Origin of the sequence: Stenotrophomonas sp. MMGLT7 (genome assembly GCF_021168555.1) — a bacterium.
GTDB lineage: Bacteria > Pseudomonadota > Gammaproteobacteria > Xanthomonadales > Xanthomonadaceae > MMGLT7.
In genome coordinates this window covers 14289-41102 of the sequence record NZ_JAJOZS010000020.1, presented here as the reverse complement: position 1 = coordinate 41102, position 26814 = coordinate 14289, and the positions used below count along the sequence as shown (strand labels likewise).

21 protein-coding genes and 1 pseudogene are annotated in these 26814 nt (G+C 70.3%); 7 read left to right on the top strand and 15 right to left on the bottom strand.

Features of this window, described 5'->3' with window-relative positions:
• Positions 1–156: 156 nt before the first annotated feature.
• A pseudogene (locus LRX76_RS17590) lies at positions 157–870 on the bottom strand (NYN domain-containing protein); the annotation flags it as partial.
• A gap of 187 nt (positions 871–1057) precedes the next feature.
• Between LRX76_RS17590 and LRX76_RS17585 the strand changes: the two are divergent.
• Positions 1058–2356, top strand: a complete 1299-nt coding sequence (locus LRX76_RS17585) for an NAD(P)/FAD-dependent oxidoreductase (RefSeq protein WP_231806932.1) — start codon at positions 1058–1060, stop codon at positions 2354–2356.
• Positions 2357–2886: 530 nt separating this feature from the next.
• On the opposite strand, the gene rpoH is transcribed toward LRX76_RS17585, so the two are convergent.
• The 6 genes from rpoH to rhlB form a co-directional block, all read right to left on the bottom strand.
• Positions 2887–3765, bottom strand: a complete 879-nt coding sequence (gene rpoH / locus LRX76_RS17580) for an RNA polymerase sigma factor RpoH (protein WP_231806931.1) — start codon at positions 3763–3765, stop codon at positions 2887–2889.
• Positions 3766–4078: 313 nt separating this feature from the next.
• Positions 4079–4789 carry a uracil-DNA glycosylase gene (gene ung / locus LRX76_RS17575; RefSeq protein WP_231806930.1) on the bottom strand — a complete coding sequence of 237 codons (711 nt, stop codon included), beginning with the start codon at positions 4787–4789 and terminating at the stop codon, positions 4079–4081.
• A complete protein-coding gene (locus tag LRX76_RS17570; protein WP_231806929.1) occupies positions 4786–5631 on the bottom strand; it encodes a response regulator in 846 nt (281 codons plus the stop codon). Before LRX76_RS17570 ends, ung begins: the two co-directional genes overlap by 4 nt.
• A gap of 4 nt (positions 5632–5635) precedes the next feature.
• Positions 5636–6586 (bottom strand): permease-like cell division protein FtsX, encoded by a 951-nt coding sequence (ftsX, locus tag LRX76_RS17565; RefSeq protein ID WP_231806928.1) that lies wholly within the window; start codon positions 6584–6586, stop codon positions 5636–5638.
• A complete protein-coding gene (ftsE, locus tag LRX76_RS17560) occupies positions 6583–7269 on the bottom strand; it encodes a cell division ATP-binding protein FtsE (RefSeq protein WP_231806927.1) in 687 nt (228 codons plus the stop codon). Before ftsE ends, ftsX begins: the two co-directional genes overlap by 4 nt.
• A gap of 46 nt (positions 7270–7315) precedes the next feature.
• A complete protein-coding gene (rhlB, locus tag LRX76_RS17555) occupies positions 7316–9082 on the bottom strand; it encodes an ATP-dependent RNA helicase RhlB (protein WP_231806926.1) in 1767 nt (588 codons plus the stop codon).
• A 197-nt stretch (positions 9083–9279) separates the two neighbouring features.
• Between rhlB and trxA the strand changes: the two genes are divergently transcribed.
• From trxA to LRX76_RS17535, 4 genes are all read left to right on the top strand, one after another.
• Positions 9280–9621, top strand: coding sequence for a thioredoxin TrxA (trxA, locus tag LRX76_RS17550; RefSeq protein WP_231806925.1), 342 nt, complete (start codon positions 9280–9282; stop codon positions 9619–9621).
• A gap of 239 nt (positions 9622–9860) precedes the next feature.
• Positions 9861–11648: a transcription termination factor Rho gene (gene rho / locus LRX76_RS17545; RefSeq protein ID WP_231806924.1), complete on the top strand. Its 1788-nt coding sequence runs from the start codon at positions 9861–9863 to the stop codon at positions 11646–11648.
• Between the two features lie 347 nt (positions 11649–11995).
• Positions 11996–14596 carry a TonB-dependent receptor gene (locus LRX76_RS17540; protein WP_231806923.1) on the top strand — a complete coding sequence of 867 codons (2601 nt, stop codon included), beginning with the start codon at positions 11996–11998 and terminating at the stop codon, positions 14594–14596.
• 52 nt (positions 14597–14648) lie between these two features.
• The gene (locus tag LRX76_RS17535; RefSeq protein ID WP_231806922.1) at positions 14649–15665 is read left to right on the top strand and encodes a nuclease; all 1017 of its coding nucleotides are present in this window, start codon (positions 14649–14651) and stop codon (positions 15663–15665) included.
• 31 nt (positions 15666–15696) lie between these two features.
• On the opposite strand, the gene fos is transcribed toward LRX76_RS17535, so the two are convergent.
• The 4 genes from fos to LRX76_RS17515 all read right to left on the bottom strand — a co-directional run bounded on the left by fos (position 15697) and on the right by LRX76_RS17515 (position 19921).
• On the bottom strand, positions 15697–16110 hold the full coding sequence (fos, locus tag LRX76_RS17530; RefSeq protein WP_231806921.1) for a fosfomycin resistance glutathione transferase: 414 nt from the start codon (positions 16108–16110) through the stop codon (positions 15697–15699).
• A gap of 12 nt (positions 16111–16122) precedes the next feature.
• Positions 16123–17004, bottom strand: coding sequence for a TonB family protein (locus LRX76_RS17525; protein ID WP_231806920.1), 882 nt, complete (start codon positions 17002–17004; stop codon positions 16123–16125).
• Between the two features lie 238 nt (positions 17005–17242).
• The gene (gene aceK / locus LRX76_RS17520) at positions 17243–18955 is read right to left on the bottom strand and encodes a bifunctional isocitrate dehydrogenase kinase/phosphatase (RefSeq protein WP_231806919.1); all 1713 of its coding nucleotides are present in this window, start codon (positions 18953–18955) and stop codon (positions 17243–17245) included.
• Between the two features lie 9 nt (positions 18956–18964).
• A complete protein-coding gene (locus LRX76_RS17515) occupies positions 18965–19921 on the bottom strand; it encodes a LysR substrate-binding domain-containing protein (protein ID WP_231806918.1) in 957 nt (318 codons plus the stop codon).
• 93 nt (positions 19922–20014) lie between these two features.
• Between LRX76_RS17515 and LRX76_RS17510 the strand changes: the two genes are divergently transcribed.
• Positions 20015–20236: a hypothetical protein gene (locus LRX76_RS17510; RefSeq protein WP_231806917.1), complete on the top strand. Its 222-nt coding sequence runs from the start codon at positions 20015–20017 to the stop codon at positions 20234–20236.
• 655 nt (positions 20237–20891) lie between these two features.
• Here LRX76_RS17510 and LRX76_RS17505 read toward each other — a convergent pair.
• From LRX76_RS17505 to queF, 4 genes are all read right to left on the bottom strand, one after another.
• Entirely contained in the window at positions 20892–23123 is a 2232-nt protein-coding gene (locus tag LRX76_RS17505; RefSeq protein ID WP_231806916.1) for an NADP-dependent isocitrate dehydrogenase, read from the bottom strand.
• Positions 23124–23482: 359 nt separating this feature from the next.
• Positions 23483–23977: a hypothetical protein gene (locus tag LRX76_RS17500; RefSeq protein ID WP_231806915.1), complete on the bottom strand. Its 495-nt coding sequence runs from the start codon at positions 23975–23977 to the stop codon at positions 23483–23485.
• Between the two features lie 69 nt (positions 23978–24046).
• Positions 24047–24340: a LysM peptidoglycan-binding domain-containing protein gene (locus LRX76_RS17495; RefSeq protein ID WP_231806914.1), complete on the bottom strand. Its 294-nt coding sequence runs from the start codon at positions 24338–24340 to the stop codon at positions 24047–24049.
• A gap of 98 nt (positions 24341–24438) precedes the next feature.
• A complete protein-coding gene (gene queF, locus LRX76_RS17490) occupies positions 24439–25260 on the bottom strand; it encodes an NADPH-dependent 7-cyano-7-deazaguanine reductase QueF (RefSeq protein WP_231806913.1) in 822 nt (273 codons plus the stop codon).
• Positions 25261–25571: 311 nt separating this feature from the next.
• On the opposite strand from queF, the gene LRX76_RS17485 reads away from it, so the two are divergent.
• On the top strand, positions 25572–26798 hold the full coding sequence (locus LRX76_RS17485) for an efflux RND transporter periplasmic adaptor subunit (protein ID WP_231806912.1): 1227 nt from the start codon (positions 25572–25574) through the stop codon (positions 26796–26798).
• The last annotated feature ends 16 nt before the right edge of the window (positions 26799–26814 follow it).

Below are 26814 nucleotides of genomic sequence, written 5' to 3'. Positions count from 1 at the left end.
CGCGATGGGGCTTTGCCGGCAAAGCCCCATCGCGACTGAAGTCGCTCCTACGGGGGGCTCTCCTGGTCATCGGTCCTGTGCGACAGCAGCGGCCTACTGCAATTCGCGATCGCGACCCTACGCCTTGCCGGTCCGCTTCCCGGCCGGACGCACCGGCTTGGGGGTATCGCGCACCCAGATGCCCTGCTCCTCCTGCCTCAGCTCGAACAGCCCGGTGGCTCGGATCAGGTCGCTGAGCTTGCGGTAGCCGTAGTTGCGCGAGTCGAACGAGGCCTGGTTGGCGACCTGCTTGCCGACTGCGCCCAGGTGCGCCCAGCCGTCGTCCTCGCTGGCCGATTCCACCGCGCTGCGCAGCATCTGCACCAGCCGGGTATCGCTGCGCAGTTCCTTCTCGCCCTTGCGCGCGCCGGACCCATCGCCGCCGCCGGCGGTCTCGCCCAGCGCCTCGACGTAGGTGAACTTGGAGCAGGCGTTGACGAACGCGGCCGGGGTCTTCTTCTCGCCGAAACCGTAGACCTTCATGCCGTCGGTCAGCAGCCGCATCACCAGCGGGGTGAAGTCGGCATCGCTGGAGACGATGGCGAAGCCGTCCAGGTTGCGCGCGTACAGCAGGTCCATGCCGTCGATCACCATCGCCATGTCCGAGGCGTTCTTGCCGGTGCTGTAGGCGAACTGCTGGATCGGCCGGATCGCGTACTCCTGCAGCACCGCCTCCCATCCCTTCAGGTGCGGGCTCTTCCAGTTGCCGTAGGCGCGGCGCACGTTGGCCACGCCGTAGCGCGCCACCTCGGCCAGCACCACGTCGATCTTGGCCGCCGGCGCGTTGTCGGCGTCGATCAGCAGGGCAATGCGCTTTTCCACTTCGGCCATGGGTGTTCCTTCCTTCGGGCTCGTCGCGCTCGGGCAGCCTCCGGATCGGAGCCGTGCCCGCGCCCCTGCAGTGTCCGCCGCCGCGGCCTGCATCGCAACGCCAACGGTGGTATAGCTGGGCGGCTGCGCCGCCGGTCCACCGCCACGGCGCGCGCCCCACCCCCACCGTGCTCCCTCTCTCATCCCGATGAATCCAGCCACTCCCCACCTGATCGTGATCGGCGGCGGCTTCGCCGGTCTCTGGGCCACCCGCGCCCTGGCCTCCGAATCGCTGCGCATCACCCTGATCGACCGCCGCAACCACCACCTGTTCCAGCCGCTGCTCTACCAGGTCGCCACCGCCGGCCTGTCGGCGCCGGACATCGCCGCGCCGCTGCGGCACATCCTGCGCCGCCAGCGCAACGTCGAGGTCTGGCTGGGCGAGGTCGCGCAGGTGCTGCCCGACCAGCGCCAGGTGCAGCTGGCCGACGGCCGCACGCTCGGCTACGACTACCTGCTGGTGGCGTCCGGCGCCACCCATGCCTACTTCGGCCACGACGAATGGGCGCGCGACGCCCCCGGCCTGAAGACCCTGGGCAACGCGCTCAACCTGCGGCGCAAGCTGCTGATGGCCTTCGAGCAGGCCGAGATGGAACCGGACCCGCAGGCGCGGCGCGCCTGGCTGGACTTCGCCATCGTCGGCGGCGGCCCGACCGGGGTCGAGCTGGCCGGCACCCTGGCCGAGATCGCCCGCCACACCCTCAAGGACGAATTCCGCCACATCGACCCGCGCCAGGCGCGCGTGCGCCTGATCGAGGCCGGCCCGCGGGTGCTGCCCTCGTTCCCGCCGGACCTGACCGACAAGGCCCGCAAGCAGCTGGAGAAGCTCGGCGTGGAGGTGGTGACCGGCACCCCGGTGACCGAGATCAACGCGCACGGCTACCGCCTGGGCGAGACCTTCGTGCCGTCGCGCACGGTGGTGTGGGCCGCCGGCGTGGCCGCCTCGCCGCTGGGACGCACGCTCGGCGTGCCGCTGGACCGTGCCGGCCGGGTGCAGGTCGGGCCGGACCTGAGCGTGCCCGGTCATCCCGAGATCTTCGTCGGCGGCGACCTGGCCGCGATCGCGCAGGACGGCAAGCCGGTCCCCGGGGTGGCGCCGGCCGCCAAGCAGATGGGCGGGCACATCGCCTCCGTGCTCAAGCGCCGCCTGCGCGGCGATGCCTCGGCGGCGCCGTTCCGCTACCGCGACCACGGCAACCTCGCCACCATCGGCCGCATGGCCGCGATCGTGCACGTGGGCAGGCTCAAGCTGTCCGGGCTGCCGGCCTGGTGGTTCTGGCTGGCCGCACACGTCTACTTCCTGATCGGCTTCCGCAACCGCTTCGTGGTGCTGGTGAACTGGGCGCTGGCGTACTGGAGCTACCAGCGCGCGGCCCGCATCATCTTCGGCCAGCCGGACGAGGGCCAGGCCGGGGAGAAGCAGGAAACCCCGCCGCCTGCGCTCTAGCGCAGGGGCGGCGTCAGCCGCGAGGGCTTTCCCGGAACTGATTCCCCAGCAATCGCATCCAGACCGGGGACAGCAACGGCCGCCCTCCCCAACCCTCCCCTGCTTCGCAAGGGAGAGGACAACAGCAGAGAGCCGGATTCGCCGTGCTGTTGCTGGTAACCGTGAGCGACGAGGACCTCTCCAGACCCACAGGGCGCTGCCCATGGATGGGCAGCGTTTTCCGACCGAGCCAGGGATGGCGAGTCGGAAAATGCCGATAGACCATCGGACGCAGGCTCGTTACCTTGCAGGGAAAGCGTTTTTTCCTTGGTTCCGTTTCTTCTGGCGCTTTCCAAAAGGGTGAACCCAGCCGCGCAGCGGACGGAAACCCTTGCTCCTGCTTCCGGGCAGGGGGAACTTCGAAGGGGCAAGTCCGGGAAAGCCCTCGCGGCTACGCCGCTCCTGCATGACAGACACCTGGCGGTGATTCCCGCACAAACGCAGACGGCCCGGATGACCGGGCCGTCTGGCGATAACCGCTGCAGCGAAGATCAGGCCACGAACAGCGCCTTCATCTTCTTCAGCGCGTTGGCCTCGATCTGGCGGATGCGCTCGGCCGACACGCCGTACTCGTCGGCCAGCTCCTGCAGCGTCACCTTGCTTTCCGAGTCCAGCCAGCGGCGCCGGATGATGTCGCGCGAGCGCGCATCCAGTTCGGCCAGGCCCTCGCGCAGCAGCTGCAGCTGGTTGTCCTCGCTGTCCGCGCGCTCGTAGGCCTGCGACGGATCCTCCTGGTCGGCGACCAGGTAGGCGGCCGGCGACGGCGGCGCGTGGTCGTCGTCCTCGTCGGACGGCGCATCGAAGCCGATGTCGCGCCCGGACAGGCGCGACTCCATCTCCAGCACCTCGCGCTCGGACACGTTCAGGTCCTTGGCCACGGCGCTGACCTCGGCCGCGTTCATCCAGCCCAGGCGGGTCTTGGACTTGCGCAGGTTGAAGAACAGCTTGCGCTGCGCCTTGGTCGTGGCGACCTTGACGATGCGCCAGTTCTTGAGGATGAACTCGTGCATCTCGGCACGGATCCAGTGCACGGCGAAGCTGACCAGGCGCACGCCCATGTCCGGGTCGAAGCGCTTGACCGCCTTCATCAGGCCGATGTTGCCTTCCTGGATCAGGTCGCCCAGCTGCAGGCCGTAGCCGTTGTAGCCGCGGGCCACGTGGACGACGAAGCGCAGGTGCGAATGCACCAGCTCGCGCGCGGCGTCCAGGTCCTCATGGTCGCGGAAGCGCACGGCGAGCGCATGCTCGTCCTCGGCCGTGAGCACCGGGATCTGGTTCACCGCGCCGATGTAGGCATCCAGCGAGCCGAGCGCGCTGGGGATCGGCAGATTGTTGGCCACCAGGGCGGTGGCAGTGGTGTTCTGGCTCATAGGACCTCATCTTAGCAGTCTGGATATTGGACTGCCGGGTATAGAAAAAGTTCCTGCTTTCCGCTCATGGAACACTCCGCTCATGGAGCATCGGCAATGCAGGTCCGTCCGGCCGACAAACGGCTCCCGGCCGGCATCACAGCCCGGCGACCGGAAACAGCCGTCATTCCTCCCAGCCCAGAAGCCTACCACCGGCCACGGCGGCAGGCTGAACCTGGGGGAAAGCGCTTTGGGGCGGGGATTGGGGATTGGGGATTGGCAAAAGCCCCTGGACCTGTTCTTTCCGAATCCCCGGGCTCCGGGGATTCCAGCCCTATGGCAACGCCAGTTCGGCGCGTGGCGGCAGCGACCAGTCGATCGGCGGCTTGCCGTGCCGCTGCAGGTACTCGTTGGCGGCGGCGAAATGGCCGCAGCCGAAGAAGCCGCGGTGCGCCGACAGCGGCGAGGGATGCGGCGCCTTGAGCACGCGGTGGCGGCGCGGGTCGATCACCTTGCCCTTGGCCTGGGCGTAGCTGCCCCACAGCAGGAACACCAGCCCTTCGCGCTCGCGGTTCAGGGTCTCGATCACGTGGTCGGTGAAGCCTTCCCAGCCCTTGCCCTGGTGGCTGCCGGCGCGGCCCTCCTCCACCGTCAGCACCGAGTTGAGCAGCAGCACGCCGCGCCGGGCCCACGGCATCAGGTAGCCATGGTCGGGCGGGGCGATGCCCAGCTCCTGCTGGATCTCCTTGAAGATGTTGACCAGCGACGGCGGCGCCGGCACGCCGGGCAGCACCGAGAAGCACAGCCCGTGCGCCTGGCCGCGGCCGTGGTACGGGTCCTGGCCCAGGATCACCACCTCGACGTCGTCGAACGGGGTGGCGTCGAAGGCGGCGAAGATCTGCCGGCCGGGCGGGAACACGTGCGCGCCGGCGGCCTTGCGCTGGCGCAGGAACGCGGCCAGCGCCTGCATCTCCGGGCGCACCAGCCAGTCGCCCACGCGCGCCTTCCACGACGGCTCCAGCTGCACGCGATCGGCCGCGCTCATGCCACGCTCGCCGCCGGTGCGGCCAGGCGCGCCAGCCGCAGCTGGAACAGCACCTTGGTCACCAGCAGGCGCTCCTCGATGGGCTTCTGCACCAGGTCGTTGGCGCCGGCGCGCAGCAGCTCGGACTGGTTGTGCGGATTGCTGTCGCCGGTCATCACCAGCACCGGCAGGCGGCGCTTGCCGTAGGCGAAGTCGATGCGGATGCGCTCGACCACGTCGCGCCCGCTCAGCTCGCCCTTCAGGGTGACGTCGGTCAGCACCAGGTCGACATGGCGGCTGGTGCGGCCCAGCGACTCGGCGGTGAGCAGCGAGAATGCGTCCTCGGCGGTGAGCACGTGCACCACGTGCAGCTGGTGCCGCTCGAGCATGCGCTTGGTCGCCTCGGCGACGACGCGGCTGTCCTCGACGTACAGCACGGTGGCGCCGGGCATCGGCTCGGGCTGCACGTAGCCGCGGACGAACGCGGCCAGCGCCTCGTGGCCGAGGGCCTTGTCGAAGTAGTCGGTGACGTACTCGTTGAAGCGGCGCTCGACCAGGTGCTGCTGGGCATCGCCGGAAACCACGATCACCGGCACGTAGGCCTGCCCAGAGGCCTCGCGCACGCTGCGCGCCAGTGCCAGGCCGTCGCCATCGGACAGCGCCAGCGCGGTGGTGACCAGGTCGACCGGTCCGGCCTGGAGCGCACGGCGCGCGTCCTCGACGCCGGCGCAGCCCACCACCTCCACGCCCGGCAGCTCGCGCTGCAGCACGTCGGCGATCAGCTTGCGCACCAGGCGCGAGCCATCGACCACCATCACCCGCGGGGCGTCGCTGATCAGATGCCTGAGATCGGTCGCGGGCATGGGCTCAGACCTCGGTCGGGCGGGTCTGGCGCAGGAAGTGCCCGGCCACCAGCCACGCGCCCAGCCAGCCGAGCAGCATCGTGCCGGCCAGCACCATCGCCGAGTGCGGCAGGTCCAGGCCGTGCAGCACGAAGCCGCCGCCGTAGCTGTCGGCCAGCGCCGCCAGCGGCGTGCGCAGCGCCAGCCCGGCCAGGCCGATCAGGCCCAGCGCCACCGCGCCGGCGCCCAGCCCGTACCAGGCGCCCAGGTACAGGAACGGGCGGCGGATGAAGCCGTCGCTGGCGCCCAGCAGCTGCAGCACGCCGATCTCCTCGCGCCGGGTCTGGATGTCCAGCCGCACCGTGTTGCCGACCACCAGCACCGCGCCGACGCCCAGCAGCACCGACAGCACCTGCACCAGCCGGCTGCCGAAGTGCAGCCAGCCGTCGAGCCGCTGCCGCCATACCGCGTCGTGCTGCACCAGGTCGGCCTGCGGCAGTTCCTGCAGCGAAGCCGCCAGGCGGCTGTCGTCGGCCTCGGCCGAAGGGGTGACGACCAGCAGCGTCGGCAGCGGGTTGTCGCCCAGCGCGTCGATCGCCTCGCCCAGCCCGGCGCTGGCGCGCAGTTCCTCCAGGCCCTGCTGCGGCGTGCGCAGCTGCACCGCGGCCACCTCGCCGCGGCCGCGCAGGGTCTCGGCCAGCGCCCGCGCCGGACCGGCGCCGACCTCGGCCTTCAGGAACAGGCTGATGTCGCGCGACTGCTGCACGCTGCCGGCGAAGTGGCGCAGGTTGTCCAGCGCGATCGACATGCCCAGCGGCAATGCCAGCGCCAGCGCCATCACCATGACCGTCAGCAACGTCGACCACGGCCGGCGCAGCGCGCGGCCGAGGCTGAAGGCGATGCTGTGGACGTGGTGGTCCCACCACACGCCCAGCCGCGACGGCGCCGCCGCGGGATTGTTGGCGGGCTTGCTCATTCGGCCAGGTCCTGTGGCGAGATGTCGTCCACCAGCCTGCCGTGGTCGAGGATCAGCACGCGCCTGCGCATGCGCTTGAGCAGCGCCAGGTCGTGGCTGACCACCAGCACGCTGGTGCCGCGTTCGGGCAGTTCGGCGAACAGTTGCATGATCTCCGCGGCCAGGGTCGGGTCGAGGTTGCCGGTGGGCTCGTCGGCCACCAGCAGCTTGGGCTCGCCGACGATGGCGCGGGCGATGCCCACGCGCTGCTGCTCGCCGGCCGACAGCTGCGACGGCAGCGCCTGCTCGCGGTGCGCCAGGCCGATCCGCTCCAGCGCCGAGCGCACCCGCTTGCCGATCTCGCCGCGGCGGGTGCCGCGCAGGATCAGCGGCAGCGCCACGTTCTCGGCGATGGAACGGTCCATCAGCAGGCGGTGGTCCTGGTAGACCGCGCCGACCTGGCGCCGGTGCAGCGGGATGCGCCGGCCGCGCACCTTGAGCAGGTTGCGCTCGTCGAAGATCACCGCCCCGCGCGAGGGCCGCTCGCTGAGGTGGATCAGCTTGAGCAGCGTGCTCTTGCCGGCACCGGAATGGCCGGTGACGAACAGCATCTCGCCGGGCGCCACCTCGAAACTGACATCGACCAGGGCCTGGTGGCCACCGGCATATTGCTTGCTGACGTTGTCGAACCGCAGGACGCTCATGCGGCGATTATGCCGGAGCGTCGTGCGGGAACGGCAGTACCGCCGGTCAGGAACCGGAAACCAGCGAACGGATCTTGCGGCCCAGGCGGGTCAGGAAGGAGTCGTTGTTGCGGTTGCCGGCCGGCTTGGCGATCACCTGCACCGGCTTGCTGCTGCGTGAGGCAGCCGCGCGCGCGGCCGGCTTGGCGGCCGGTTTGGCGGCGGGCGGCGGCGCGACCGGCGCGACCGGCGCGGGCGCGGCAACGCCCTCGCCGCCGGCGCCCTCGAGCGGACGGCCCTTGCGGCGGCGGCGGCGCTTGCGCGGCGCGTGCTCGCCTTCGGCCACGGCGGCATCCGCCGGCGGCGGCGCTGCGACCTGCGGCTTGGCGGCTTCTTCGCCGGCGGCCACGGCCACCGCCTGCCCGTCCGTCGCGGCGGCCGGGGTGCGGCGCGGGCGCGGCTTGCCGTCGCCCCCGCGGGCGCCGCCGCGGGATTCGCCACGGCCGCCGCTGCGCTCGCCCGGACGGCCGCGGCCGCCGCCACGGCGCTGCTCGTCGGCGGCACGCTGCTCGCGCGCCTCGCGGAAGATCTCGCCGATGCTTTCCTCCTCTTCCTCGCCTTCACCGGCCACCGGCGCCGGGCGCTGCGGGCGCGGCTGCGGCGTCAGCAGCTCGGCGGTGACCGGCTCGACCGGGATCTTCTGCTCGATGTAGGCCTCGATGTCCGGCAGGCTCATCGCGTACAGCTCGCAGGCGAAGCTGATCGCATCGCCCTCCTCGCCCAGCCGCGCGGTGCGGCCGATGCGGTGCACGTAGTCCTCGGCGTCGAACGGCAGGTCGTAGTTGTAGACGTACTTGATGCCGTCGATGTGCAGGCCGCGCGCGGCCACGTCGGTGGCCACCAGGATCTCCAGCTGGCCCTTCTGGAAGCGGTTGAGCAGGCTCTCGCGCTTCTTCTGCGGCACGTCGCCGGAGAGCACGCCGACGCGGTAGCCGGCCTTCTCCAGCGAGCGCGCCACCCGCTCCACCCAGGCCTTGGTGTTGACGAACACCATGGTGCGCGCGCCCTCGCTGCGCGAGAGCAGGCCCAGCAGCAGCGGGATCTTCTCCTCGTTGGACGGGAAATACACGCGCTGGCGCACGCGGTCGGCGGTGATGTGGTCGGTCTCCACCACCAGCTTCTCCGGCTCGTTCATGTGCTCGTAGGCCAGCTCCAGCACGCGGTGGCTGAGGGTGGCGCTGAACAGCAGCGTCTGCCGGGTGCCGCGCTCGGGCATGCGCCGCAGCAGGAAGCGGATGTCCTTGATGAAGCCCAGGTCGAACATGCGGTCGGCCTCGTCGAGCACGCAGATCTCGCAGGCGTGCAGCGACACCACCTTGTGCTGCTTGACGTAGTCGATCAGCCGGCCGGGGGTGGCGATGATCACGTCCACGCCCTGCTGCAGCAGCTCGCGCTGCTTGTCGTAGTCCACGCCGCCGTAGACCAGCGCGAAGCGCAGCCCCAGGTCGGAGGCGAACTTGACCGCGTCCTTGTGGATCTGGATCGCCAGCTCGCGGGTGGGCGCCAGGATCAGCGCACGCGGGTCCTCGGGCTTGCGCTCGGCCAGCGCCGGGCGGGTCATCAGGCGGTCGATCACCGCCACCAGGAACGCCAGCGTCTTGCCGGTGCCGGTCTGCGCCTGGCCGGCGACGTCGCGCCCGGCCAGGGCCACAGGTAGGGTCAGGGCCTGGATCGGCGTGCAGCGGGTGAATCCGGCTCCCTCGAGACCGGCCAGCAGTTCCGGCTGCAGGGCGAAGGAGGAGAAGGTTATGTCGGTCAGCGGTTTGTCGCTCATTGATTCCGTCTTTATTGGGCTGCCCGCAATCTGGCGGACGCGGCTTGCATCGGTTCCGGCGGCATCGCACACTGCGGCGCCTGTACCGGATCGCGCGCGAGCGGGGACACACCCTTGATTTCGCGACGCAGTGCTCCAGTTTACCGCAATGCGGCGATCAACCCGCCCCGGGCAGTCGCGCTACCCCAGGAGACGCAATGAACGATAAGGTTTTCCAAGTCAGCGACGCCGACTTCGACAGCGCCGTGCTGCAGTCCGGCGAACCGGTCCTGGTGGATTTCTGGGCCGAATGGTGCGGCCCGTGCAAGATGATCTCGCCGGTGCTGGACGAGCTTGCCACCGCCTACGAGGGCAAGCTGAAGATCGCCAAGGTGAACGTGGACGAAAACCGCGCCACCGCGATCAAGTACCACGTGCGCTCGATCCCGATGCTGCTGCTGTTCAAGGACGGGCAGATCCAGGCCACCCAGATCGGCGCGGTCGGCAAGGGCCAGTTGTCGCAGATGATCGACAAGACCCTGGGCAGCGCGGCGGCCTGAACCCGGCGCGCAGCCACTGCGTTGCCCGCCCCCATGCCCGCCGCCGGGGAAGGCGGCGGCGGCTGAATCGCCTGCCCTGCATGGCTTGCGCACCGCGGCGGGGCAGTGGTAGTGTCGTCGCATCCGGCCCGCATTCGCGTGCCGCACCCTGTCTAGAACCCTCTTTCTAGAACCCTCAATCCACTCCACTTGGTTCGCCCCATCCGGGCGCTCGCACGTCTTAGCGAGGAATCACGCACTTGTCCGAGAACACTCCTACCGATACCGGGAGCGCCGACGCTCCTGTCGAAAAGCGCGTGCGCAAGCCGCGCGTCAGCAAGGCCGCGGCCGGCGGCGAAGGCGCCGCGACCGATGCCGGCCAGCCGAACCTGCCGCTGCCGCCCCCGCCTGCGCCCGCCCCTGCCGAATCCGCACCGGCCGCGCCCAGCGCGCCTGCGCCTTCGGCCGCACCCGCCGAATCCCGCCCCGCCGCACCGGCGACGGCCTCCGGTGAGCAGTCCGGCGGCGGCAATCCGTCGCAGCAGGGCGAATCCGGCGAACCGCGCGAAGGCGGCAACCCGCAGCGCTCCGGCAATCCCCAGGGCAACAACCCGCAGGGCAACAACCAGAACCAGCAGGGCAACCGCCGCGACCGCTTCCGCAACCGCCGCGACCGCGACCGCAACCGTGGCGAGCGCTTCGGCACCGAAGGCCTGCCCAGCGACGGCGGCAACGACAACACCTTCGTCTCGCGTCCGCAGCCGGGCGTGCCCGAGGGCTTCCCGCAGTACTCGCTGAGCGACCTCAAGCAGATGCCGGCGCAGAAGCTGCTGGACATCGCCGAGCAGCTCAACATCCACGACGGCGTGGCCCGCGCGCGCAAGCAGGACGTGATCTTCGCCCTGCTCAAGGTGCTGGCCCGCCACGGCGAGGGCGTGGCCGCCGACGGCGTGCTGGAGATCCTGCCCGACGGCTTCGGCTTCCTGCGCGCGGCCGAGGCCAGCTACCTGGCCGGCCCGGACGACACCTACATCTCGCCCAGCCAGATCCGCCGCTTCAACCTGCGCACCGGCGACTACCTGTCCGGCCGCATCCGCTTCCCCAAGGACGGCGAGCGCTACTTCGCCCTGTCCACGATCGACACCATCAACGGCGAGCCGCTGGAAGCGTCCAAGAACAAGGTCCTGTTCGAGAACCTGACCCCCCTGTTCCCGCGCCGGCGCTTCCGCCTGGAGCGCGGCGACGGTTCCACCGAGGACATCTCCGGCCGCATCCTCGACCTGATGGCGCCGCAGGGCAAGGGCCAGCGCGCGCTGATCGTGTCCCCGCCCAAGGCCGGCAAGACCATGCTGATGCAGCAGGTCGCCACCGCCATCACCACCAACCACCCGGAAGTGCACCTGATCGTGCTGCTGATCGACGAGCGCCCGGAGGAAGTGACCGAGATGCAGCGCACCGTGCGCGGCGAGGTCATCAGCTCCACCTTCGACGAGCCGGCCGCGCGCCACGTGCAGGTCGCCGAGATGGTGATCGAGCGCGCCAAGCGCCTGGTCGAGCACAAGAAGGACGTGGTGATCCTGCTCGACTCGATCACCCGCCTGGCGCGCGCCTACAACAACGTGGTGCCCAGCTCGGGCAAGGTGCTCAGCGGCGGCGTCGACGCCAACGCGCTGCACCGGCCGAAGCGCTTCTTCGGCGCGGCCCGCAACGTCGAGGAAGGCGGCAGCCTGAGCATCATCGCCACCGCGCTGGTGGAGACCGGCAGCAAGATGGACGAGGTGATCTACGAGGAGTTCAAGGGCACCGGCAACAGCGAAGTGCACCTGAACCGCCGCATCGCCGAGAAGCGCGTCTACCCCGCCATCGACATCAACCGCTCCGGCACCCGCCGCGAGGACCTGCTGATCGAGCCGGAACTGCTGCAGAAGATCTGGATCCTGCGCAAGCTGCTGCACCCGATGGACGAGATCGCGGCGATGGAGTTCATGCTCGACAAGATGAAGAACACCAAGTCCAACGACGAGTTCTTCAGCTCGATGAAGCGCTGAGCCAACCGGCCGCGCACGAGCAAACGCCCCGCGATCGCGGGGCGTTTTTCGTTTGCGGGCCGGCATGGCGGTATCGTCGCCGGCCGCTCCGGCGCATCGCGACGACGCCTGCGGGAAATCCGCCACGCCGCCTTGCTGCCCGCGGACGCCGTGCCGGCGGTGCAGTCCCGTTCGCCTGCCCGCCATCGCCGATCCGGCATGGGCACCGCCGCGGGACTGCCTGCGGTGCCCGGCACGGCGGCGCAATCCGACGCGCGTCACATCGATGGCCATTCCGCGGCAAAAGGTAACCGGGGCGCAACAAATGCGACACAGGCTGCGAAGTCCTCCCGCACCCCGCCGCCCACATGAACAATCCCGTCCCGCGCCCGGCGCCGCCGTCGCGTCCTGCCCTGCATCCTTCGATCCTGCATGCCGCGCTGCTGTGCTGCGCATTCGCGACGAACGCGCAGGCCCAGCAGGTCGCCGCCGCACAGCCGCAGGGCCAGGACGCCCCATCCGAACCGGCCGAAAGCGGCAACCCGGCCGCGCGCGCGGCCAGCGCCGGCAAGGACGATGCCGGCATCTTCTCGATGGATCGCCTGATCGTCACCGGTACCGGCCAGGCGCAGACCCAGTTCGATGCCTCGTTCGCCACCACCAACCTGCAGGCCGAGCAGATCGACAAGCTCGCCCCGCTCAACCTGGCCGCGCTGATCGGCTCGATGCCGGGCATCTACGCCGAGTCCAACGGCGGCGAGGTGCAGAACGTCTACCGCGTCCGCGGCATCCCCGACGAGGGCTCGTTCACCGTAATCCAGGAGGACGGCATCTCGCCCTACCCTGACAACAACGGCTACTTCTACAAGACCGAGGGCCTGGTGCGCCCGGACCTGATGATCGAGTCGGTCGAGGCGGTGCGCGGCGGGCCGTCGCCGGTGTTCGCCTCCAACGCCGCGGCCATCGTCAACTTCGTCACCCGCCAGGGCGGCGACACCCCCGAGGGCGCGGTGCGCACCACCTTCGGCGATACCGGCCAGTACCGCCTGGACGGCTACTGGTCCGGCCCGGTCGCCGAACGCACCTACCTGGCGGTGGGCGGCTTCGTGCGCCGCAACGACGGCTACCGCGACGTGGACTTCGCCGCCGACGAAGGCGGCCAGCTGCGCGCCAACCTCACCCGCGCCTTCGACAACGGCAAGCTCAACCTCTCGTTCAAGCACCTGGACGACAAGAACGCGTTCTACATGCCGATCCCGCTGTACGACCCGCGCGATCCGTCGGTCTCGCTCGACTCGCTGATCGACCGCTTCACCGGCACCCTGAGCACGCGCCAGCTGCGCGACGCCACGATCATCGCCAGCGACGCGGACGGCACTCCGTACCGGCAGGCGCGCGACCTGTCCGACGGCCGCCACATGAAGTTCAACAGCATCGGCGCCTCGCTGGACCTGGCCTTCGACAACGGCTGGAACCTGTCGGACAGGTTCGTCGCCAACCGCCTGGACATGAGCTTCGACGCGCTGTACTCGAGCAGCGCGCCGCAGGATGCCGACGGCTACGCCGCCGACCGCCTGGCCGCGGCGGCGGCGGCCTTCCCGAGCACGGCCGCGCTGCGCTACTTCCACGTCGACGACGGCAGCGCCTTCGATCCGGCCAGCACCGCCGGGCTGGTGATCCAGGGCCAGTACCGGGCGATGGACGTGCGCGCCGACTCGATCGCCAACGACGCGCGCCTGACCCGCCGCTTCGACTGGGGCGGCGACAGCCACGACGTCTCGATCGGCCTGTACGGCGCCTACTACGCGCGCTGGTACGACTCGCGCTACCAGAGCTACCTGATGGAGATGCGCAGCAACCCGCGCCTGCTCGACCTGCTCGCGGTCGACGCCGCCGGCGACGTGGTCGGCGCGGTCACCGACGACGGCGTGGTCGGCTACGGCGCCAGCCGCAGCCGCGGCGGCACCTACACCACGCTGCTGGCGCCGTACCTGGCCGACACCTGGCAGGTCAACGAGCGCCTGCGCCTGGAGGGCGGCATCCGCTACGAGCGCTACCGCTACCGCGGCTGGAGCGGGTTGACCGCGCAGGGCACGCTGGGCCTGGACGGCACCCTGGCCGACGACAACGCCCAACTGCTCACCGGCGCGCGCCGGCAGGCGGCGCTGGACGTGGGCGTGACCAACTGGACCGCCGGCTTCAACTACGACCTGACCGGCACCCTGGGCGTGTACGGGCGCGTGGCGCGCGCGCACCGCTCGCCGTCCGAGGGCGCCAACGCCGGCAACGTCACCATCCCGCAGGCCAACCAGTACGAGCTGGGCGTCAAGCTCGACTTCGCCACCGTGGACGTGTTCGCCACCGCGTTCTACACCAAGTACGACCCGTACAACGTCAGCGTCACCAGCATCGATCCGCTCACCGGCGCGTCGGTGGACCAGGACCTGCGCGGCAGCGTGGTCAATCCCGGCATCGAGCTGTCGGCGGTATGGACGCCGCTGCGCTGGCTGCGGCTGGACGTCAACGCCACCTACAACGACACCGAGATCTCCGACCTGACCGCGGTCGGCGACAGCCGCGGCAACAGCGGCGGCGGCACGATCACGGTGGACGGCAACATGCCGATCCGCCAGCCCAGGCTGTACGGCAACCTCGCCCCGACCGTGCTGTTCTCCACCGGAGCGTTCGACTGGGAGGCCAGCCTGCGCTACGCCTACGTCGGCAAGCGCTACGCCGACCTGGAGAACAACACCGTGCTTCCCGCCTACGGCACGCTGGCGGCCACCGTCATGGTCCGCAACGGCCCCTGGGACCTGCAGCTGTCGGTGGACAACCTGACCAACGAGTTCGGCCTCAACGAGGGCAACCCGCGCACCGACGCGCTGTCCGGCCAGGGCGGCGCCAAGGTGATCTACGGCCGCCCGATCTACCAGCGCAACTCGCGCCTGACCGTCACCTACCACTTCTGACGATCCGCGCCGGTGGCGAGCACCGGCCGGCATCCTCACCCGGGAGCACACGATGAAGAAGTACACGCTGGGGATCGCGCTGGCCTGCCTGCTGGCCGCCGCGCCCGACCACGCCCAGGCCTGGGGCGGCCGCGGCCATGCGGTGATCGCCCGCGCCGCGGTCGATGCCCTGCCCGCCGACGGCCCCGTCTTCCTGCAGCGCCAGGCCGACTACATCGCCGCCTCGGCCAGCATCCCGGACGGCTGGCGCAACGAGACCGAGCCGTTCCTGAAGATCGAGGAAGATCCCAACCACGGCTGGTTCCGCGAGCAGTTCGCCTTCATGCGGCAGCCGCCGCGCTCGCGCCATGCCTTCATCCTGGCGCTGCGCGAGGAACAGCAGCGCATCGCGGCCAGCGACCCGGAGCTTGCGCGGCTGATGAACGTGCGTTGGACCGGCACCCTTCCCTACGCGGCGATGGAGGGCTACGGCCGCCTGGTCGCGGGCATGCGCCAGATCCGCCGCGCGCACGCCGCCGGCGAGGACACCGCGGCGCTCGAGCAGACCTGCGCGTTCTACGCGGCGTGGTTCTCCCACTACATCGCCGACGGCGCCCAGCCCATGCACGACACCATCCACCACGACGGCTGGCAGGGTCCCAACCCGCACGGCTACACCCGCGACCCGAAGGTCCACGGCCGGATGGAGAGCGAGTACGTCGAGCTGATCGCGCTGTCCGAGGCCGACCTCGCCCCGCGCCTGCCGGCCGTCCCGGCACACCAGGACGGCGACGTGTTCGAGATCATCCTCGCCCAGCTCGACCGCGGCACCGCACGGGTCGAGCAGGTCTACCAGCTGGACAAGGCCGGCGCCTTCGCCGACGCCGACAACCGCCAGGCGCGCGAACTGGTCTACCTCACCGCCGGCGAGGGCGCCGCGCTGCTGCGCGACCTGCTCTACCGCGCCTGGCGCGAGAGCGCGCTGCCGCAGCCGCCCGTGCCGGTGCCCGGCAGCCCGGACCCGGCCAATCCCGCCTACGACCCGGCCACCGGCAGCGCGCCGGCCGCCCGCTCGCGGCCGCTGGACTGAGCCGCTGCGCCGGGGTGCGCAGCGCCGGCGCTCAGTCCTCGGCCAGGCGCATCCCGGCGTAGGGATGACGGCGGCAGTGCGCCAGCCGCGCCGCCAGGTCGCCGACATGCAGTTCCAGCCGGTGCCCGTCCGGATCGAGGAAGTAGAACGAATCGCCCTCGCTGCGGTTGTCCTGCCACGCCCGCACGCCGTGCCGGCGCAGCTTCGCGACCAGGGCGTCGAAGTCTTCCGCCGCCACCGAGAAGGCGTAGTGCGTGTAGCCGCCCGCCGGCGCCACCTCGCCTGTACGCAGCGCGGACAGGCACAGCCACAGGTCGCCCGCCTGCAGGTAGGCGCCATTCGTCCAGTCCGCGGCCAGCCGCATCCCCAGCAGGTTGCGGTAGAAGCCGACGGCGCGCCCCAGGTCCGCGACCGACAGGGTGAGGTGGTTGAAGCCGCGGATCACCGCCAGGACGGCTCAGCCGCCATCGAGCGGCGTCAGCAGGCGCGGGCCGTTGCCCGCGCCGGCCATGTAGACGCCGCCTGCCTGCGCCAGCGTGTCAGGCGAGAAGCCCGGCGCGTCCTGCTGCGCCCGCCACGGCACCGGCTGGCGCGGGCCGGGCACGTAGGCGCTCCATTTGCCGTAGGCATCCGACTCCGGGTCGCCGTGGAACGCGTAGTTCACCGGCACCCGCACCGTCCAGTACGGCTCGTTGGCTGCATCCCCGCGCACGGGCGGAACGAAGCTCCACCGTCTCGCCGCGGCCACCGAGGCCCTGGCCAGCAGGTCGCGGCCGATCCGCATCTGGTTCTCGCTGGCGATCACCCTGAGATTGACCTGTTCGGCGACGACATCCTCGACACGGCCGTCGCGGCCGACCTTCAGGATGAGGTAGACCGTTCCCTTGAAGCCGCTGCGGTACGCCGCCTCCGGATAGCGCGGCGGATTCATCGACTTGCTCGTCACCGACTCGCCGTCTTCGTCCTTTGCGGGAACGGAGAAATCGGCATGCCGGATCGCGACCTGGTAGTTGCCGTCGTCCCGCTTCTTGGCCACAACGCGCAGGCTCACCGGCGCACGCGCCAGCACCGGCTTGCCGTCGCGCACGACCGGCTCGAACTTCCATTGCGCGACCGAGCCGCGTACGAAATCGACCACGCCCTGCGGCAGCTTGTCCTCCTGCTCCAGCGCCACCTCCGTCACCGATCCGGTACGGTCCAGGTCGATGCTGCCGCGCAGCAGCATGCTGCTCTCGACCTGCTTGCGCACCGCGCCGGGCCCGACCGCGGCCGCGGAGGCGAGGCCGGCGAAGCCGGCCAGCAGCAGCGTCATCCATTGCAAAGCCTTCCTGCCACGCATCATTCACCACTCCATAGTCGTCGATGTGCGCCGATTAGACCGCGCCGAGCCGATCCAGGCAACAAGCGCATGCAGGCCTGGCCAACGTCTTCCAAGGAGCGAAGAACCGTAGGGAGCGACCTCAGTCGCGCTGGAGCTTTCCCGGCAAGGCCCCATCGCGACTGAAGTCGCTCCTGCAGGCGCCGCCGTGCCGATGCGCCGCCGCGACCGGTCGACGCTTCCCGTCCACATCGAGTTCTCAGGCCAGTTTCAGCGATTCGGCGTACGGCGGCGTGTCCGGGTAGTCGCCGGCCGCCAGCCGTGCCTGCAGGTCGCGCCACCACTGCGGGTCGAACAGTTCGCCGTGGGCGGCGCGCACCGCCTCGCGTTGCGCCGCCGGCAGGCCCATGAAGGCGATGAAGCGTTCGGGGAAGGCGTCGTGCGCGCCGACGTGGAACCACGGCTCGGGCGCGATCTGCTGCTCGTAGCCCACCGGCTTGGGCCAGTCGCGGAAGTTGCAGTCGGTGACCAGGCACAGTTCGTCGTAGTCGTAGAACACCACCCGCCCGTGCCGCGACACGCCGAAGTTCTTCAGCAGCATGTCGCCGGGGAAGATGTTGTTGCGCGCCATGTCCTTGATCGCCTGCGCATAGTCCAGCGCGGCCTCGCGCGATGGCTCGGGCGCCTGCTCGCGCAGGTACAGGTTGAGCGGGCGCAGGCGCCGCTGCACGTAGCACAGCGAGATGATCAGGTCGTCGCCGTCGGCCACCATGCCGTTGCCGCAGGTCCGCTGCAGCTCGCGCAGCAGCTCGGGCGAGAATCGCGAGCGCGGGAAGCGCAGCGCGCGATAGGGCTGGGCGTCGAGCAGGCGGCCGACGCGGTCCAGGTGGAACACCAGTTCGTACTTGGCCTCCACGTCCTCGCGGCTCATCATCTTCGGATAGGCGAAGCGGTCGCGGATGACCTTGAACACCAGCGGATAGCTGGGCAGGGTGAACACCGCCATGACCATGCCGGGGGTGCCCTCGGCCAGCACCAGCTGCTCGTCCGGCTGCGCCTGGAAGTGGCGGAAGAAGGTGCGGAAGCGCTCGGTCTTGCCCTGCTTGGCGCGCCCGAGCACCGTGTACAGCTCGTCGATGGGCTTGTGCGGCAGCAGCCCGCGCAGGAACACCACCGCGTCGCCGACGGTGGCCAGGTCGGCATGGAAGTAGCTGCGGGCGATGCCGAACAGCTGCGCCACGCTGGCGCGGCGGGTCAGCACCGCCTCCACCCGCAGGCCGTCGCCGTCGTTGACCAGGGCGATCACGCAGGGCGAGAAGCGCTCCTCGCCGAACACGCGGCCGACCAGGTAGGCGCGGCGCTCGCGGTAGAACACCGTCTCCAGCAGCTCGATCGCCCGCACCGGCTGCTCGCCCCAGTGCGCCAGGTCGTCCTGCAGCCGCACCGCGACGTTGGCCGCGCAGCGCAGCTGGTTGGAATACGGCACGCCGAAGCGGTAGTCGCCGAGCACGCGCATGAAGGTGTCGGTGGGACGCAGGGTGGACACCGCGTAGCTGTGGCGCGCCACCGGATGGGTGATGGCGTCGGTGGGCTCGATGTCGAGCGCGACGAACTCCACCGCCGGGTCGACGCCGCGGGTGTCGAACAGCCGCCGCGACAGGGTGTTGTAGAAGGTCTTGTACAGCTCCTGGTCGATCAGCCCGGCCAGCAGCCGTTCGAACTGGGTGCGCACTTCGGCCCACAGCGCGCGGTCGTGGGCGCGGTCTAGCAGCACCGCCTGCAACCGCAGCAGGCATTCGCCGATGCACTGGTCGTACAGCTCGATGCGCTCGACCGCATCGGCCCGCGCCGCGTTCCAGTCGCCGCTCTCGAAGCGCAGCCGCGCGCGCCGGGTGATCTCGGCAAAGCGCGCGTGGTAGTCCTCGAACGCGTCGCGGACCAGATGGGCGATGGCTTCGGCGGTTCCGCTCATGGCGGCATCTTACCCAGGGTCCGTGCGCGGCCCGTGTCGACCGCGGCGGCCGCGCCGGGACGGCATGGACGCGGTGGCCGGCTCGGCCTGGCGCGCGTGCTCGGCCGCCTGCGCGAACAGCCACTGGCGGAAGGCCAGGAATCCGCGGTGGCCGGCGCTGCGCGGCGGATGGACCAGGTAGTGCGACCAGGCTGTCTTCAGCCGGTGCGGCGACAACACGACGAGCTGGCCGGAATCGAGCAGCAGCCGCGCGCGCGTCACCCGTCCCAGCGCGACGCCCACCCCGTCCAGCGCGGCGCGGTGGTGGGCCTCGGAATCGTCGAACGAGGCCACGTAGCGACTGGCCGGCGGCTCGCCGGCCAGTTCGAACCAGCGTTCCCACTCGCCGTCCGGATCGCCCAGCAGCGGCCAGTCGGCGAGCCTGCGCACGCCCTGCCGGCGCATGCGCGCGATCAGCGCGGGACTGGCCATCGGCACCAGCCATTCGTCCAGCAGCGGCTCGGCGCTCAGGCCCGGCCACTGCCCGGTGCCCACGCGCAGGGCAGCATCGACCTGCAGCTGGCGCTCGAAGTCGACCAGCCGTTCGCTGGACAGCATGTTCAGCTCCAGCGTCGGATGCGCGGCCAGGAAGCTGGGCAGGCGCGGCACCAGCCAGGCCGAGGCCATCGACGGGGTGATGCTGATCGTCAGCACGTCGTCGCGCCGCGCCGCGAACGGCTGCATCGCCTGGGCGATGGCATCCAGGTGCGGGGCGACGCGGTCCAGCAACACGCGGCCCTCGGGCGTCGGGCTCACGCCGCGTGCGTGGCGCTCCAGCAGGCGGTATCCCAGCCGCGTCTCCAGGGTGCGCATCTGGTGGCTGAGTGCGCTGACGGTCAGGTGCAGCGAGGCCGCCGCGCGCGACAGGGTGCCGAAGCGCACGGCGGCGGCGAAGCCTTGCAGGGCGTGCAGCGGGGGACGGGACACTTGAATCTCCTTCAAGTCCTGGTTGCAGAATCGTCGCTTTTTGCCTTGTCAGCGTGCCTCTATCTTGACCACCACTCAAGTGGAGGCATTGCCATGAAGATCCATCGCGACCTGCTGTTCCACCATGGACACGTCGCCAACGTGGAACTGGCGCAGTCGTTGGCCGAGCCGGCGCCGCCGCACGAAGGCGCCGCGGAAGACGCGGCGCAGGCAACGGAACGCAATCCGGCCACGGGGGCCGACCCGGCCGCCACGCGGCGGGATTTGCATGCACGGCTGATCCGCAGCATGACCGCGCTGTCGCCGTTCCGCTGAGGCCGCCACCTTGCCGGAAACGCAGCGGCCTGAGGTTTCCTCCGGCCGCCCGGCAAACCCGGAGGGCCGCGTGGCACGGCCCCGGGGTGGGACTTGGAGCGGCCAACAAGATTCGTCGTATCCGCCAAGACGCACTGCTGTCCGGAGAAAACGCGGGATCGGACAGTCGTCGGCTGAAGTGACGTGGCCCACGTTCGGAAGAACCGAAAGCATCGTCCCCGCACAGGCGGGGACCCAGCGACTTGCACAGTGAAATCGATCAGCTACGCAGTCTTCCGGTAGCCCCACCTTTCAAGGCACAGGCACTGGGTTCCCGCCAGGGCGGGGACGACAAGCCCACGGATGGCGGTCCACGGCCCGGGTCCCGCTGTTGCCAGCGGGGTCGCAAGGCCTCGGCCGCAAGCCCTCGCTGGCCAGCCAGGAAACTTCCCCGCCAGCAGTGCGCGAAGGCGGGAAATGCCTTTCGGCAGCCGAAGCGCGAAGCGCTCCGTCACAGCCGAGCGCTTTACTACGGTCGAACGGCTGGCCGTGGCTGGTCATGGCTGACCCATCCGGTGCCCTTAGTTCGTGGGTGGGAGCCGCCGGTTCCCCGCCTGACCAGCCATGCGGCCGTAGAAAGCCGCGGGGACGACGGCCCTGGTTCTGTCAGCCGCTCCTAGCCGGCCAGCGTGGCCACCGCCTCGTTCAGGGTCTGGCTCGGGCGCATCGCCGCGGCGGCCTTGCCCAGGTCCGGATGGTAGTAGCCGCCGATCGCCACCGGCTTGCCCTGCACCGCGGCCAGTTCGGCGACGATCTTCTGCTCGTCACGCGCCAGCGCTTCGGCCAGCGGCGCAAAGCGGGCCTTCAGCGCCCCGTCCTCGTCCTGCGCGGCCAGCGCCTGCGCCCAGTACAGGGCGAGGTAGAAATGGCTGCCGCGGTTGTCGAGCCCGCCGAGCTTGCGCGACGGCGACTTGTTGTTGTCCAGGATCTGGCCGTTGGCCTGGTCCAGCGTCCTGGCCAGCACCTTGATCGCCGCGTTGCCATAGCGCTCGCCCAGGTGTTCCAGCGAGGCCGCCAGGGCCAGGAACTCGCCCAGCGAATCCCAGCGCAGGTAGTCCTCGGCCAGCAGCTGCTGCACGTGCTTGGGCGCCGAGCCGCCGGCGCCGGTCTCGAACAGGCCGCCGCCGGCCATCAGCGGCACCACGGAGAGCATCTTGGCGCTGGTGCCCAGTTCCATGATCGGGAACAGGTCGGTCAGGTAGTCGCGCAGCACGTTGCCGGTGACCGAGATCGTGTCCTGGCCCTGGCGGATGCGCTGCAGCGACACCGCCATCGCCTGCTGCGGCGGCAGGATGCGGATGTCCAGCCCCGCCAGGTCGTGGTCCTTGAGGTAGCGCTCGACCTTGGCGATCACCTGCGCGTCGTGCGCGCGCTGCGGGTCGAGCCAGAAGATCGCCGGGGTACCGCTCAGGCGCGCACGGGTCACCGCCAGCTTCACCCAGTCCTGCACCGGCGCGTCCTTGGTCTGGCACATGCGCCAGATGTCGCCGGCCTCGACCGGGTGCTCGAACACCACGTTGCCGTCCTGGTCGGTGACGCGCACGCTGCCGTCGGCGGGCACCTGGAAGGTCTTGTCGTGGCTGCCGTATTCCTCGGCCGCCTGCGCCATCAGGCCGACGTTGGGCACGCTGCCCATGGTCGCCGGGTCGAACGCGCCGTGCGCCTTGCAGTCCTCGATCACCACCTGGTAGATGCCGGCGTAGCTGCGGTCCGGGATCACCGCCTTGGTGTCCTGCAGCTCGCCGGCCGCGTCCCACATCTTGCCGGAGTCGCGGATCATCGCCGGCATCGAGGCGTCGACGATCACGTCCGAGGGCACGTGCAGGTTGGTGATGCCCTTGTCGGAGTTGACCATCGCCAGCGCCGGGCGCTTGGCGTACTCGGCCTCCAGGTCGGCCCTGATCTGCGCCTGGGTCGCCTCCGGCAGCACCGCGATGCGCGCGGCCAGGTCGCCGATGCCGTTGTTGGGGTCGAAGCCGGCCTGCCCGAGCGCGGCGGCATGCTTGCCCAGCACGTCCTTGTAGAACTCGCCGACGACCACGCCGAACATGATCGGGTCGGAGACCTTCATCATCGTCGCCTTCAGGTGCAGCGAGAACAGCACGCCCTGCCGCCTGGCGTCCTCGATCTGCGCATCGACGAAGGCGGCCAGCGTCTTGCGGCTCATCACCGAGGCATCGACGATCTCGCCGGCCTTGACCGGGGTCTTCTCCTTGAGCACGGTGGCCGCGCCGTCCTTGCCGACGAACTCGATCTTCAGGCTGCCCTCGCCATCCAGCGTGGCCGACTTCTCGCTGCCGTAGAAATCGCCGCCGTCCATGTGCGCCACGTGGGTCTTCGAATCGGCGCTCCAGGCGCCCATGCGGTGCGGGTGCTTGCGGGCGTAGTTCTTCACCGACAGCGGCGCGCGGCGGTCGGAATTGCCCTCGCGCAGCACCGGATTGACCGCACTGCCCTTGACCCTGTCGTAGCGTGCCTTGATGTCGCGGGCGACGTCGTCGGCAGGCGCGTCCGGATAGTTGGGCAGCGCGTAGCCCTGGTCCTGCAGTTCCTTGATCGCGGCCTTGAGCTGCGGCACCGAGGCGCTGATGTTGGGCAGCTTGATGATGTTCGCTTCCGGCCGCTTGGCCAGCGCGCCCAGCTCGGCCAGGTCGTCGGCGACCTTGTGCGCGGCATCGAGGTAGTCGGGGAACTGCGCCAGGATGCGCGCGGCCAGCGAGATGTCGCGGGTTTCCACGCCGATGCCGGCGGTGCCGGCGAAGGCCTCGACGATCGGCAGCAGCGACTGGGTGGCCAGGAACGGGGCTTCGTCGGTCAGGGTATAGATGATCTTCGGGGTGTCGGACATGATCGGTACGCAGTCTCGGTCGGTTCGTGGGACAACGGGATGGCATCGCTGCGCCCGGGCGCGCATGCGGCCTGCGAGGCGTCGCGGCGCGGGCCAGGGACCGCTGCCGCTTTCGGCAGGCGCGGACGCGCGCGCCGGGCCCTCGATTGTCGCGGTTTACGCAGCCCCGGGAAAGCCGACGTTGGTCGCGTCTGCAACCTTCCGCCCAGGTACCGTGCCCCTCGCACGGGGAGCATCCGTTCGCGGCCGCCATGCGCGTCGCGGTCGACGCGGCGGCACACGCAAAAAGGGCGCAGCCTGCGCTGCGCCCGAAGGTGTAGGTCCCGGGCCGGGAGAGAGTCGGCCCGATGGACGATGGATCACCTCACCTCGAATTCCTGCGCGGTACCGGCAGGCTGGCCGTTCACGGTCACTTCCGCGCGGTACTTGCCGGCCGGCCAGGCGTTGGCGTTGGTGAACTCGATATTGGTGACCTCGGCACCGCCGGTGTTCAGCGACGCGCGCTGCTCGCCGGCCACCTGGCCGTCCTGGTAGGTCAGCTTGGCGCCGATCTCGGCGTTGCTGGCGGCTCCGTCGGTCCTGACCGAGACGATGATCTTGTCGGTGGGCTTGAGCAGCGCCACCGGCGCCACGCTCCTGTCGGCCGCGGCGGTGTTGCCCACGCTCACGCTGGACACGGTCACCGCTGCGGTGGTCGGGGCGGTCGCCGGCGCCTCGCTCATCGGGGCCGGGGCGGTGGTCGCCGCGGTCTCGGTCGCCGGGACGGCTTCTTCCTTCTTCTTGCAGCCGGTCACGGCAACGACGGTACCCACGGCCAGCACGAGTGCGTAGGCGGCTTGCTTGTTGATTTTCATGTTTGGATCTCCAATGCGATTAATACGGGGACGCACGCCCAGCGGCGCGCGACGGGAATGTGTGGCGGATCACTTGGGCGGGATGCGCAGGGTCTGTCCCGGCTGGATCTTGTCCGGGTCCTTGAGCAGGTCGCGGTTGGCCTCGAAGATGCGGTTCCAGGCGTTGCCGTCGCCGTAGAAGTGCTTGGCGATCCTGGACAGCGAGTCGCCGCTCTTGACCGTGTACTGCTGCTCGCCGACGACCTGCGCGGTACTGTCCACGCTGGAGGTGACGCCGGAGAAATCGGCCTTCTGTGCCGGTGCCGCGCTGCTGTCGACCTTGGCGGTCACGCCGGAAAAGTCGGCCTTGTTTTCGTTGGCCATTGCCATGCTCCCTGCTCTTGAATGCTGGAGGCGAACATGACACACGAGTTGTTAACACGGCATCGCATGGGCGTGAACCCCATGCATGCCGCGTCGGTTCACTGCCGCGCGTCGCGGAAGATCCCCAGGGGAGCCGGGACGTCGGCGGTGGCGCGCCAGGGATTGATGTCCAGCCCGCCGCGGCGGGTGTAGCGCGCCTCCACCGACAGCGACGTGCAGCGGCAACGCTGCAGCACGTCCTGGAAGATGCGCTCCACGCACTGCTCGTGGAACTCGGCATGGTCTCGGAAGCTCACCAGGTAGCGCAGCAGGCCCTCGCGGTCGATGCGCGGGCCGCGATAGCGCAGCGTCACGCTGGCCCAGTCCGGCTGGCCGGTGACCGGGCAGTTGGACTTGAGCAGGGCCGAGGTCAGCACCTCCTGCACGTGCTCGCCCGGGGCGGCGAGCAGGTGCCCGGCATGCGGCGGGCCGTAGTCGTCGATGTCGATGTCCAGCACGTCGATGGACTCGCCCTCGCCCGGCGCGTCCACCGGCGGCAGGCCGAACGCCACCTGCACGTCGGCGCCGGCGCGCGCGGACAGGTCGGTGGCGATGCGTTCGCGCACGGCGGCGGCGCTGTTGAAGCGCGCCGAGTTGAGCGAGTTGAGGTAGAGCTTGAACGACTTGGACTCGATCAGGTGCGGCGAGGTCGCCGGCACCAGGAAGGTCGCGGTGGCCACGGACGGCTTGCCGCGCGCGTCCAGCCAGCCCAGCTCGTAGCCGTGCCAGCGGTCGTGGCCGTGGAACGGCAGCGCGGCATCGGCGCCGATGCCGATCTGGGCACGGGCGGCGGCGCGCGGAATCGGGAACAGCAGGGATGGATCGTAGCGGTCGGGGTAGGCGACCTCGCGGCCGAGGCTGGAATCTTGTGGGGTGTTCATCGGCGGCAGTGTAGCGGGGCCGGTTTGAGCGGAGGATGTACGGACCGCGGGCCCGGCCGGACGCCTTGCCGGCGGCCGTCCGCGACCGGATTGCCGGCGGCGTGGCAGGGCTGAACCCTGGCGATCGCGGCCCCCGGCCCGCCGGCCGCCACCCCGCCGCGCCCCAAGTGGAAACAGCCACTTGGCGGGGCCCCGCCGCCGCCGTATGTAACGTCAGTCATGGTCCAATTGCCCGGCGCCGACGATATGCTTGCCGGGCTGAAGCCCCCCAAGCGGGAAATCGTTCCCGTCTTCGCCACAGGAGTCGTTGAATGTCGCGTTTCTGGAAGATTGCGCTGCTCGTCGTGGCAGCGCTGGTCGTCGTGGTGCTCGCCATGCGCCTGTTCGGCGGCAAGTCGCAAGCGGGCGCCGGCCAGCAGGGCGAGGACACCGCGCCGGTGCCGGTCACCGTGGTGGCCGCCACCACCCGCGACGTTCCGGTCTACGCGACCGCACTGGGCACGGTCAGCGCGCTCAACACCGTCACCGTCAACCCGCAGGTGGGCGGCCAGCTGATGAGCATCGACTTCAAGGAAGGCCAGGAAGTGAAGAAGGGCCAGCTGCTGGCGCAGATCGATCCGCGCTCGCTGCAGGCCAGCTTTGACGAGGCCGCGGCGGCCAAGCGCCAGAACCAGGCGCTGCTGGCCACCGCGCGCTCGAACTACCAGCGCTCCAACACGCCCGAGTACCGCCAGTACGTGTCCAAGACCGACCTGGACACCCAGCACAACCAGGTGACGCAGTACGAGGGAGCGGTGGCGGCCAACGACGCCGCCATGCGCGCGGCCCAGGTGCAGCTGCAGTACACCCGCATCACCGCGCCGATCGACGGCATCGCCGGCATCCGCGGCGTGGACGCCGGCAACGTGGTCAGCACCAGCAGCAGCATCGTCACCCTCACCCAGATCCATCCGATCCACGTGCTGTTCAACCTGCCCGAGCGCGAGCTGCAGGGCCTGCGCGAGGCGCAGGCCGCGGGCGCGGTGGAGATCATTGCGCTGGACCGCACCGACGCCCATCCGATCTCCGCCGACGGCCAGCTCGACGTGATCGACAACCAGATCAGCAGCGACAGCGGCACCTTCGCCGTGCGCGCGGCGTTCCCCAACACCGACAACGCGCTGTGGCCGGGCCAGTTCATCAACGTGCGGGTGCGCCTGCGCACCATCGCCGGCGGCGTGGTGGTGCCGGCGCAGGCGGTGCAGCGCGGCCCCGACGGCGACTACGTGTACGTGGTGCAGGGCGACGACACGGTCAAGGTCCAGACCGTCCTGCAGGGCGTGGAGGTCGACGACAGCAACGTGCAGATCGCCTCCGGGCTGAAGGCCGGCGAGCGGGTGGTGACCGAGGGCCAGTTCCGCCTCAAGCCCGGCGCCAAGGTCAACGCGCTCAAGCCGGGCGAGACCCCGGCCGCGCCCACCGAGGCCGAGCTGAAGGCCGCCGCCAGCCAGCAGCACCAGCGCGGCGGCCAGCGCGGCCCCGGCGGCGGGCCGCGCTGAGCGCGCGCATGACCTG

Bases quoted from the DNA above. Each gene is read 5' to 3' on its own strand.
- LRX76_RS17585 (WP_231806932.1), top strand. From the start codon at position 1,058: ATGAATCCAGCCACTCCCCACCTGATCGTGATCGGCGGCGGCTTCGCC.
- rpoH (WP_231806931.1), bottom strand. From the start codon at position 3,765: ATGAGCCAGAACACCACTGCCACCGCCCTGGTGGCCAACAATCTGCCG.
- ung (WP_231806930.1), bottom strand. From the start codon at position 4,789: ATGAGCGCGGCCGATCGCGTGCAGCTGGAGCCGTCGTGGAAGGCGCGC.
- LRX76_RS17570 (WP_231806929.1), bottom strand. From the start codon at position 5,631: ATGCCCGCGACCGATCTCAGGCATCTGATCAGCGACGCCCCGCGGGTG.
- ftsX (WP_231806928.1), bottom strand. From the start codon at position 6,586: ATGAGCAAGCCCGCCAACAATCCCGCGGCGGCGCCGTCGCGGCTGGGC.
- ftsE (WP_231806927.1), bottom strand. From the start codon at position 7,269: ATGAGCGTCCTGCGGTTCGACAACGTCAGCAAGCAATATGCCGGTGGC.
- rhlB (WP_231806926.1), bottom strand. From the start codon at position 9,082: ATGAGCGACAAACCGCTGACCGACATAACCTTCTCCTCCTTCGCCCTG.
- trxA (WP_231806925.1), top strand. From the start codon at position 9,280: ATGAACGATAAGGTTTTCCAAGTCAGCGACGCCGACTTCGACAGCGCC.
- LRX76_RS17540 (WP_231806923.1), top strand. From the start codon at position 11,996: ATGAACAATCCCGTCCCGCGCCCGGCGCCGCCGTCGCGTCCTGCCCTG.
- LRX76_RS17535 (WP_231806922.1), top strand. From the start codon at position 14,649: ATGAAGAAGTACACGCTGGGGATCGCGCTGGCCTGCCTGCTGGCCGCC.
- LRX76_RS17525 (WP_231806920.1), bottom strand. From the start codon at position 17,004: ATGCGTGGCAGGAAGGCTTTGCAATGGATGACGCTGCTGCTGGCCGGC.
- aceK (WP_231806919.1), bottom strand. From the start codon at position 18,955: ATGAGCGGAACCGCCGAAGCCATCGCCCATCTGGTCCGCGACGCGTTC.
- LRX76_RS17510 (WP_231806917.1), top strand. From the start codon at position 20,015: ATGAAGATCCATCGCGACCTGCTGTTCCACCATGGACACGTCGCCAAC.
- LRX76_RS17505 (WP_231806916.1), bottom strand. From the start codon at position 23,123: ATGTCCGACACCCCGAAGATCATCTATACCCTGACCGACGAAGCCCCG.
- LRX76_RS17500 (WP_231806915.1), bottom strand. From the start codon at position 23,977: ATGAAAATCAACAAGCAAGCCGCCTACGCACTCGTGCTGGCCGTGGGT.
- LRX76_RS17495 (WP_231806914.1), bottom strand. From the start codon at position 24,340: ATGGCCAACGAAAACAAGGCCGACTTTTCCGGCGTGACCGCCAAGGTC.
- queF (WP_231806913.1), bottom strand. From the start codon at position 25,260: ATGAACACCCCACAAGATTCCAGCCTCGGCCGCGAGGTCGCCTACCCC.
- LRX76_RS17485 (WP_231806912.1), top strand. From the start codon at position 25,572: ATGTCGCGTTTCTGGAAGATTGCGCTGCTCGTCGTGGCAGCGCTGGTC.